The 6,829-nt window shown below is 65.9% G+C and carries 7 protein-coding genes and 1 tRNA gene; 2 read left to right on the top strand and 6 right to left on the bottom strand.

Annotation, left to right across the window (positions count from 1 at the left end; translation table 11 throughout):
- The first annotated feature begins 83 nt into the window (after positions 1 to 83).
- Positions 84 to 542 carry a preQ(1) synthase gene (gene queF / locus ACE3SN_RS08070; protein ID WP_374529104.1) on the top strand — a complete coding sequence of 153 codons (459 nt, stop codon included), beginning with the start codon at positions 84 to 86 and terminating at the stop codon, positions 540 to 542.
- An 89-nt stretch (positions 543 to 631) separates the two neighbouring features.
- Here queF and ACE3SN_RS08065 read toward each other — a convergent pair whose 3' ends face one another.
- The 5 genes from ACE3SN_RS08065 to ACE3SN_RS08045 all read right to left on the bottom strand — a co-directional run bounded on the left by ACE3SN_RS08065 (position 632) and on the right by ACE3SN_RS08045 (position 5,098).
- Positions 632 to 1,786: an acyl-CoA dehydrogenase family protein gene (locus ACE3SN_RS08065; protein ID WP_374529102.1), complete on the bottom strand. Its 1,155-nt coding sequence runs from the start codon at positions 1,784 to 1,786 to the stop codon at positions 632 to 634.
- Positions 1,783 to 2,772 carry an acyl-CoA dehydrogenase family protein gene (locus tag ACE3SN_RS08060; protein ID WP_374529101.1) on the bottom strand — a complete coding sequence of 330 codons (990 nt, stop codon included), beginning with the start codon at positions 2,770 to 2,772 and terminating at the stop codon, positions 1,783 to 1,785. The genes ACE3SN_RS08065 and ACE3SN_RS08060 overlap by 4 nt, the downstream gene beginning before the upstream one ends.
- Positions 2,773 to 2,800: 28 nt before the next feature.
- Positions 2,801 to 2,876, bottom strand: a tRNA-Thr gene (locus ACE3SN_RS08055).
- 30 nt (positions 2,877 to 2,906) lie between these two features.
- Positions 2,907 to 3,779, bottom strand: a complete 873-nt coding sequence (locus ACE3SN_RS08050) for a hypothetical protein (RefSeq protein WP_374529100.1) — start codon at positions 3,777 to 3,779, stop codon at positions 2,907 to 2,909.
- Complete coding sequence (locus ACE3SN_RS08045) at positions 3,776 to 5,098, bottom strand: replication-associated recombination protein A (RefSeq protein ID WP_374529099.1); 1,323 nt, start codon at positions 5,096 to 5,098, stop codon at positions 3,776 to 3,778. Before ACE3SN_RS08045 ends, ACE3SN_RS08050 begins: the two co-directional genes overlap by 4 nt.
- A gap of 108 nt (positions 5,099 to 5,206) precedes the next feature.
- Here ACE3SN_RS08045 and ACE3SN_RS08040 point away from each other — a divergent pair, with 108 nt between their 5' ends.
- Positions 5,207 to 5,644, top strand: coding sequence for a hypothetical protein (locus tag ACE3SN_RS08040; protein ID WP_374529097.1), 438 nt, complete (start codon positions 5,207 to 5,209; stop codon positions 5,642 to 5,644).
- 15 nt (positions 5,645 to 5,659) lie between these two features.
- On the opposite strand, the gene ACE3SN_RS08035 is transcribed toward ACE3SN_RS08040, so the two are convergent.
- Positions 5,660 to 6,817, bottom strand: coding sequence for a glycosyltransferase family 4 protein (locus ACE3SN_RS08035; RefSeq protein WP_374529096.1), 1,158 nt, complete (start codon positions 6,815 to 6,817; stop codon positions 5,660 to 5,662).
- Positions 6,818 to 6,829 lie beyond the last annotated feature (12 nt).

The following is a 6,829-nucleotide window of genomic DNA, read 5'->3' as shown; positions in this document are numbered from 1 at the left end:
GCCCGGCTACTTAATGGGAAGTGAACCCGCCGTTTCCAACCGCCGACTTGTGCTTGCCGCGCGATCGGGGCATTGCGCGTGACATGTCAGACACACCAAATCCGCTGCACCTGGGCCAGCAGAGCGCACTGCCGAACTCTCCTGAAGAGGCCGTGCTCGATTACGTGCCTAACCCGCGCAAGGGCGCGCTCTATCTCGCGCGCTTTGCCGCGCCCGAGTTTACCTCGCTTTGCCCGGTTACCGGCCAGCCCGATTTCGCGCACCTGGTGATCGACTATGCACCGGCCGAAACCATCGTCGAATCCAAGAGCCTCAAGCTGTTCCTTGGCTCCTTTCGCAACCACGCGGGCTTTCACGAGGACGTGACCGTGGGCATCGGCCAGCGCCTGTTCGATGAAATGCAGCCGCGCTGGCTGCGCATCGGCGGCTACTGGTACCCGCGCGGGGGCATCCCGATCGACGTGTTCTGGCAATCTGGCCCCGCGCCCGAAGGGCTATGGGTGCCGGACCAGGGCGTGGCGAGCTATCGCGGGCGGGGGTAAGGCCATCCCATCCCGCTGCGACTGACCATGCCTGCGGCGCGGTAAGTCTCGCTCCCCTCCCACAAGCGGGAGGGGTTAGGGTTGGGCGGTTACCGCGTCCCCAGTCCGCGCGCGATGATCCCGCGCAGGATTTCGCGGGTGCCGCCGCGCAGCGACCAGCTCGGCGCGTTGAGCATGATGTTCGCCAGCACCGAGGAATAGGCCGCCGCCGCGCGCGGATCGGCTTCGTGGTCGATCAGTTCGCGGGCGATGTCGGGCATGCCCTGTTCGAACAGCGCGCCCACGTCCTTGACGATCGCGGCCTGAAGGCCTGCGTCCTGGTGGTTCTGCAGCATCCCGGCGACCGAGCGTGACAGGCGGCGCAGCACGGCGAGGCGCGCGGTGACGCGGCCCACGGTGACCTGCGCGGCTTCGCTATCGCGGCCCTTGAGCACTTCGAGCAGCTGGAGCAGCAGTTCCATCGACGACATGAAGCGTTCCGGGCCGGAGCGTTCAAATGCCAGCTCGCTCATCACCTGGTTCCAGCCCTGGCCCTCTTCGCCGAGCAGCATATTGGCGGGAACGATCGCGTCCTCGAAATGCATTTCGTTGAAGTGGTGCTGACCGGCATGGTCGATGATCGGCTTGATCGTAAGGCCCGGCGTGGTCTTGAGGTTGACCAGCAGCTGGCTGGTACCGTTGTGGCGGTCGGCGGGGGTGCCGCTGGTGCGACAGAACAGGATCACATAGTCCGCCGCGTGGGCAAAGCTGGTCCAGACCTTGGTGCCCGTCACGCGGTAGACGTCGCCGTCCTTCACCGCCTTGGTGCGGGTGGCGGCAAGGTCGGAACCGGAATCCGGCTCGCTCATGCCGATGCCAAAGCCCAGTTCGCCCGAGGCGATGCCCGGCAGGATGGTCTGCTTCTGCTCTTCGGTGCCGAACTTCAGGATCGAGGGGCCGCTCTGGCGGTCGGCGATCCAGTGCGAGCCGACCGGCGCACCGGCGGCAAGACATTCCTCGACCACCACGGCGCGTTCAAACGCACTGCGTTCGTGACCACCGTACTGCTTGGGCCAGGTCATGCCGAGGTAGCCGGCCTGACCCATCGCGCGGGAAAAGGCGCGGTCATAGCCGTACCAGCTTTCCGAGCGGCCCAGCGGGCTGCGGTCTTTCAGCTGTTCGGCCAGAAATGCGCGAAATTCAGCGCGCAGCGCGACGACGGCTTCGCTGTCTTCCGGCGGGGCGGGAAAGGGGATCGCGCTCATAGTTCTGTCACCATCGGCCAATATCCGGCGCTGCCCGCGTCGATTGCGGCAGCGCCCAGCAGTTTTGCCCAAGCTACCTGGCCGCCGAATTCATCGCGCCAGGCCCACAGCGAGGTCGTGAAAAGGTGCAGCCGGTGCTCCTGCGTAAAGCCGATCGCGCCATGCATCTGCGCCGCGATGCTCGCGCCCGCGCCGGCGGCTTCGCGTGCGCGCAGGGTCCCGGCGGCAACGCCCAGCACGTCGCCGCGCGCAAGGGCATCGGCCGCAAGGTCCGCCGCCGCAGTCGCGCAGGCCAGTTCGCCCGCAAGCTTGGCCAGTTCGTGCTGCACAACCTGGTTCTTCTGGAGCGGCTTGCCGAACTGCACGCGCGTGGCGGTGTGATCCAGCGTCATGTCGAGCGCGGATTCGAGCGCGCCGGCGATCTGGAAGGCGCGCAGGGTTGCCCCTTCGGCCAGCGGGCAATGCGGCAGCGGGGCCGAGGCATCGACCGCCCAGTCGATCTTGAGCGTCGGGCGCGGGTGGAAGTTTACCGCAACGCCAGCTTCGTCAAGCGTCCAGCCGGACTGCGGCACGCGGTAGAGCCTGTCGCCCACCGCAAGGGCGAGGCAATCGAGATTTTCGCCCCAGGCAACGCGGGCGACTTCGCCGGACAGGCGGCCACCTTCAAGTTTCAGATGATCGGCGCGGGCCAGGCCCGCGGCGCCTTCGGCCAGCGGCAGCCCGGCCTTGGCGAAGAGGCGGTTCGCCCCCATGGTCTCAACCACCGGGAGCGGCACGGCATAGACCCCCATCAGGCGCAGCGTTTCGCCCTGTTCGGCAGCGGACAGGCCAAACCCGCCCTCGTTCTCGCCCAGCAAGGCGAGAGGCAGGCCCATTTCGGCGACTTCGCTCCACAGTTCGGCGAGCCATTCACCACCACGTGCGCGCTTTTGCGCCTTTTCATCGAGGCTGCGCTCGAACAGGCGCTGAATCATGTCTGCGAGCATAGTCTGCCGCCTACTCCCTGTGGTGTTCTGGTGCCGGCTAGAGGAATCGAACCCCTGACCCCCTGGTTACAAAGCAGGTGCTCTACCAACTGAGCTAAGCCGGCAATATGAACTTTAGGCTGTGTCCCTTAGCGTTAGCGGGCGCCAAAGGTCCACCCCTCGGTTGCGGCAATTTTTCCGGTCAGACCGGCCGGGCGCCACAGCGCCGCGTCGCTGGCCGCCAGACGCAGCCAGGCGGCGGTGATCAGCGCGTCGCTGGCGTGGTCGGCGATCGGCCCGCTGCCGCCCAGCGGTTCGCAGCCCAAGGCCCGCAGCGCCGTATCGAGCGCACCCAGATCGCGTATCTTCGACTTGGCGGCGCTGCGCCCGGCTGCCATCGCGGCAATCGTGGTGTAGATTTCGGTCACGACCGAGCCGCTTTGGGGCAGGGGATCGACCGGCCAGACCGGCAGGCGACCAGCCAGTCGGTGGAGCAGGCGCATCCCCGTCAGGCTCGATTTGCCGACCTGCGCCGCGCCGACGAGGTTGAAGTTGGAGTAGGGCTTGCACCCCATGGCTTCCTGCGCACGCTCGGTAATGCGGAAGCGGCCCCGGCCACCTCCGAACAGATCGCCTTCGCGCCCACCGTGACGGCGGAAATGGCGTGCGGCCTCGGGGTGATCGACGAAGCTGGTGGCGGAAAGGTGCGGGTCATCGGCACACAGGGCGTCGATCATTGCCCACAGCTTGCGCGCATCGGAGGGGCTTTCATCCCACCCGGGAAAGAACGCCCCCGCATCTTCGAAAGCGAGGCTGATCCCCATGTCGAAGCCGACCAGCGTGTCCTCGGGAAGTTCGTGCAGCAGCCAGTCAAGCACCTCGCCGCGTGACCAGCGGTCGCCGGGACGGACGAGTTGCGGAGCCTCGATCCCTTCGCCGCACAGCGCGACCGCAATGCCCCTGTGCCGCTCACCCGCCGCGCCCGACCAATCGATCGCCGCGAAGTGGCGAAACCGGTCCGGTCTCATTCCCCGCGCCGTTCCTTGCGCTTCTTGTCCCACCATTCGAGCCGCTTCAGGACCTCGCGTTCGAACCCGCGTTCGACCGGGCGGTAATAGGTCTGCGGGGCCATTTCCTCGGGCCAGTAATTGTCGCCGGAAAAGCCGTCCTCGGCCTCGTGGTCATAGGAATAGCCCGCGCCGTAACCGATGTCCTTCATCAGCTTGGTCGGTGCGTTGAGGATATTGGCGGGCGGGCTCAAGGATCCGGTTTCCTTCGCGCTCTTCCATGCCTCCTTCTGTGCGACATAGGCCGCGTTCGATTTGGGTGCGGTGGCCAGGTATAGACAGGCCTGCACGATCGCCAGTTCGCCCTCGGGGCTGCCAAGGAACTGGTAGGCATCCTTGGCGGCAAGGCACTGGTTCAGCGCTTGCGGATCGGCGAGGCCGATGTCCTCGCTGGCAAAGCGCACCAGCCGGCGCAGCACGTAAAGCGGCTCTTCCCCGGCGGTCAGCATCCGCGCCATGTAATAAAGCGCGGCCTGCGGATCGGAACCGCGCAGCGCCTTGTGGAGCGCGGAAATCAGGTTGTAATGCCCGTCGCGGTCCTTGTCGTAGACGGCAACGCGGCGTTGCAGGAACTTGCCAAGGCCAGCCGGATCGAGCGGCTCAGGGATCTTCGCGTTATAGAGCGTTTCTGCCTGGTTGAGCAGGAACCGTCCGTCGCCATCGGCCGATGCGACCAGCGCCTCGCGCGCCTCTGCCGTCAACGGCAGTGGGCCTTCGAGCTCTTCGGCGCGTGCCAACAACGTGTCTAGCGCCGCCGCATCGAGCCGGTGCAGGATCAGCACCTGCGCGCGGGACAGCAGCGCGGCGTTGAGCGCGAAGCTGGGGTTTTCGGTCGTGGCACCGACCAGCGTAACCGTGCCGCGTTCGACGAAAGGCAGGAACCCGTCCTGCTGGGCGCGGTTGAAGCGGTGGATTTCGTCCACGAACAGCAGGGTGCGCTGCCCGGCCTTGGCGGCGGCCTCGGCCTCGGCAAAGGCTTTCTTGAGGTCGGCCACGCCGGAAAATACCGCGCTGACCGAAATGAACCGCATCCCGACCGCATCGGCCAGCAGGCGGGCAGTGCTGGTCTTGCCGGTGCCGGGCGGGCCCCACAGGATCATGCTGGAAAGCCGCCCGGCCGATACCATCCGCCCGATCGCGCCTTCCGGGCCGGTCAGGTGCTCTTGCCCGATCACGTCCGCCAGGCTCAAGGGGCGCAGCCGGTCGGCCAGCGGGGCGTCTTTGGACGGCGCGGCAGGATGGGCGGACGCGGGGATATCGTCGGCGAAAAGGTCGCTCATCGCATGACCCTAGAGCCTATCCAGAGCTTTTGCACCACCCGGTTTGCTCGCCTTTACCTTGCGTGTTAGCCTCACCCCGTTCTTGGCCAATGGAACGTGGGGGGTGCAATGCAGAAAGCAAAAGGCAAGGTCCCGGTCAGTTACTGGGTGGTCACGGTTATCGGACTGATCTGGAACTCCTTCGGCGGGTTCGATTACACGATGACCCGCATGCGCAATGTCAATTACCTCAAGAATGCGGGCGATCCGTACCTGTTGCTGGCTTGGGTCGACAGTTTTCCGCTGTGGGCGCAGATGGCCTGGGCAATGGGCGTCTGGGGGGCCATTGCCGGGTCGCTGCTGATGCTGGTGCGCTCGCGCCATGCGGCAAGTGCATTCTTGGTTTCGATCATCGGCGCGGCGGCCAGTTTCGGCTACCAGTCCTATAACCTGCCCGATGAAATGAGCTCTGCCACTAACCGCGGGATCGCGTTCATGATCCTGCTTTCGATCCTGTTTCTGTGGCAGTTCTGCCGTCATGAAATCGGCAAGGGTATCCTGCGCTGAACCCGTGGCTGATGGCTAGCCGCGCTGGGCCGCCTTCTGGCGAATCAGGCGGATATAGGTATCGGCCACAACCTGATTGATCTGGTCCCAGCTGAAATCGCGGCTGCGCAGTTCCCCGGCGGCGCCATGCCGCGAGCGCAGTTCGGGCTGCTCGACATAGGTGCGCAGCGCCGCGGCGAACTGGTGGATCGCGCCCGGAGGGATCAGCCGGCCCGAAACCTTGTCCTCGACCAGGTTCTGGCTGCCCGTGGCAATCGAGGCGACCACCGGCAGGCCGCAGGCCATCGCTTCGAGGCTGACATTGCCGAACGCTTCGGTGACCGAGGGGAAGAACAGCGTATCCATCGAAGCGACGGCGCGACCAAGGTCCAGTCCGCCAAGATAGCCGGTGAAGGTGGCACTGGGCAGGCGAGCTTCGAACCACGGCCGGGCCGGGCCATCGCCCACCACCAGTACGCGGTGCTTCACACCCCGGCGGCGCAGTTCGTCGATCGCGTCGGAAAAGACGTCGAGCCCCTTTTCCATCACCAGCCGGCTGTGGAAGCCGACCACCACTTCGTCATCGCCGATGCCCAGGCTGCGGCGCCATTCCATGCTGCGCAGGCCCGGATTGAAGAATTCGCGGTCGATCCCGCGCGACCAGATATCGATATCGTAGTTCATGCGCTGGTCGCGCAGCACCTGGGCAAAACTTTCCGAGGGCACCACCAGCGCATCGCAGCGGCGATAGAACCGGCGCAGCATGGCGACCAGGACCGGCTCGAACCAGGCCATGTTGTAATAGCGCAGGTAGGTTTCGAACCGGGTGTGGACCGAAGAAAGCACCGGCAGCCCCCGGCGCCGCGCCAAGGTGACCGCGCGGTGCGCCACGATATCGGGCGAGGCGACATGGACCACGTTGGGCTTGAACGCGGCCAGGTCGCGCCGAACCGAGGAGCTTAGCGCCAGCGGAAAGCGGTATTCCGGCCGGCCGGGAATCGCGAAACTGGGGACGCTGACCAGGTCGCCCTGCGGCTCGAACGCGGGCTCGGCCACGGTCGGGGAATAGACCCGCACCGCGGCGCCCTGCGAAAGCAGGTAGCCAACCAGCCGGTTCAGGGCGCGGTTCGCCCCGTCGCGGACATAGTTGTAGTTGCCTGAAAACAGGGCAATGCGAAGGTCGCTGGTCTGCATCGCGGCAATGCC

The sequence above is a fragment of the Novosphingobium sp. genome, from assembly GCF_041915465.1.
GTDB lineage: Bacteria > Pseudomonadota > Alphaproteobacteria > Sphingomonadales > Sphingomonadaceae > Novosphingobium.
This window is presented reverse-complemented; position numbering and strand designations above follow the sequence as displayed.

What these genes read in the sequence shown, in the direction of transcription:
- queF (WP_374529104.1), top strand. Translation starts at nt 84, where the DNA reads ATGTCAGACACACCAAATCCGCTGCACCTGGGCCAGCAGAGCGCACTG.
- ACE3SN_RS08050 (WP_374529100.1), bottom strand. Translation starts at nt 3,779, where the DNA reads ATGAGACCGGACCGGTTTCGCCACTTCGCGGCGATCGATTGGTCGGGC.
- ACE3SN_RS08035 (WP_374529096.1), bottom strand. Translation starts at nt 6,817, where the DNA reads ATGCAGACCAGCGACCTTCGCATTGCCCTGTTTTCAGGCAACTACAAC.
- ACE3SN_RS08060 (WP_374529101.1), bottom strand. Translation starts at nt 2,772, where the DNA reads ATGCTCGCAGACATGATTCAGCGCCTGTTCGAGCGCAGCCTCGATGAA.
- ACE3SN_RS08045 (WP_374529099.1), bottom strand. Translation starts at nt 5,098, where the DNA reads ATGAGCGACCTTTTCGCCGACGATATCCCCGCGTCCGCCCATCCTGCC.
- ACE3SN_RS08040 (WP_374529097.1), top strand. Translation starts at nt 5,207, where the DNA reads ATGCAGAAAGCAAAAGGCAAGGTCCCGGTCAGTTACTGGGTGGTCACG.
- ACE3SN_RS08065 (WP_374529102.1), bottom strand. Translation starts at nt 1,786, where the DNA reads ATGAGCGCGATCCCCTTTCCCGCCCCGCCGGAAGACAGCGAAGCCGTC.